The following is a 1,243-nucleotide window of genomic DNA, read 5'->3' as shown; positions in this document are numbered from 1 at the left end:
AGCACAAGAATTTCGGGGTGCGCACGTTCCAGGCGGAGGACGAGATCGCGGGGATCGGGGCGGCGCTGGGGGCGGCGTTCGGGGGTTCGCTGGCTGTCACCACCACCTCGGGTCCGGGTGTGGCGCTGAAGTCGGAGACGATCGGCCTGGCGGTGTCGTTGGAACTGCCGTTGCTGGTGGTGGACATCCAGCGCGGTGGTCCGTCGACGGGGTTGCCGACGAAGACGGAGCAGGCGGATCTGCTGCAGGCGATGTATGGGCGTAATGGTGAGGCGCCGGTGCCGGTGGTCGCGCCGCGCACGCCCGCCGACTGCTTCGATGCCGCTCTGGAGGCGGCGCGGATCGCGATCACGTACCGCACGCCGGTGTTCTTGTTGTCGGACGGGTATCTGGCGAACGGCAGCGAGCCGTGGCGGATCCCGGAGGTGGATCAACTCCCGGATCTGCGTACGCAGTTCGCGTCGGGTCCGAATCACACCGAGGCGGACGGCAGTGAGGTGTTCTGGCCCTACAAGCGGGATCCGCAGACGCTGGCCCGTCCGTGGGCGGTGCCGGGGACGCCGGGGCTCGAGCACCGGATCGGTGGGATCGAGAAGCAGGACGGCACGGGCAACATCTCCTACGACCCGGCCAACCACGAACTCATGGTCCGCACCCGGCAGGCCAAGATCGACGGGATCAGCGTGCCGGACATCGAGGTCGACGACCCGTCCGGCGAGGCGAGCACCCTGGTGCTGGGCTGGGGGTCGACGTATGGGCCGATCACTGCTGCGGTGCGGCGGCTGCGCACGGCCGGGGAGCGGATCGCGCAGGCTCATCTGCGGCACCTGAACCCGTTCCCGTCCAATCTGGGCGATGTTCTGGGGCGTTACGACAAGGTGGTGATCCCGGAGATGAACCTGGGTCAGCTCGCCACCCTGATCCGGGCGAAGTACCTGGTGGACGCCCGCTCCTACAACCAGGTCAACGGCATGCCGTTCAAGGCCGAGCAGCTCGCCACGGCTCTCAAGGAGGCCATCCATGGCTGAGACGACCACGGAAGGCACCAGCACGATCGAGGCGCTTTCCCTCGTTCCCAAAGCCGACGCCAAGCAGTCCATGAAGGACTTCAAGTCCGACCAGGAAGTGCGCTGGTGCCCCGGCTGCGGTGACTACGCGATCCTCGCCGCCGTGCAGGGCTTCATGCCCGAACTCGGCCTGGCGAAGGAGAACATCGTCTTCGTCTCCGGCATCGGCTGCTCCT

The 1,243-nt window shown here is 67.4% G+C and carries 2 pseudogenes; both read left to right on the top strand.

Going from position 1 to position 1,243, the window contains the following annotated elements:
- Positions 1–1,028, top strand: a pseudogene (locus tag EOT10_RS40905) (2-oxoacid:acceptor oxidoreductase subunit alpha); the annotation flags it as partial.
- A pseudogene (locus EOT10_RS40900) lies at positions 1,021–1,243 on the top strand (2-oxoacid:ferredoxin oxidoreductase subunit beta); the annotation flags it as partial. The pseudogenes EOT10_RS40905 and EOT10_RS40900, both read left to right, overlap by 8 nt.

It is taken from the genome of Streptomyces antnestii, from assembly GCF_004005495.1.
Taxonomy (GTDB): domain Bacteria; phylum Actinomycetota; class Actinomycetes; order Streptomycetales; family Streptomycetaceae; genus Streptomyces; species Streptomyces antnestii.
This window is presented reverse-complemented; position numbering and strand designations above follow the sequence as displayed.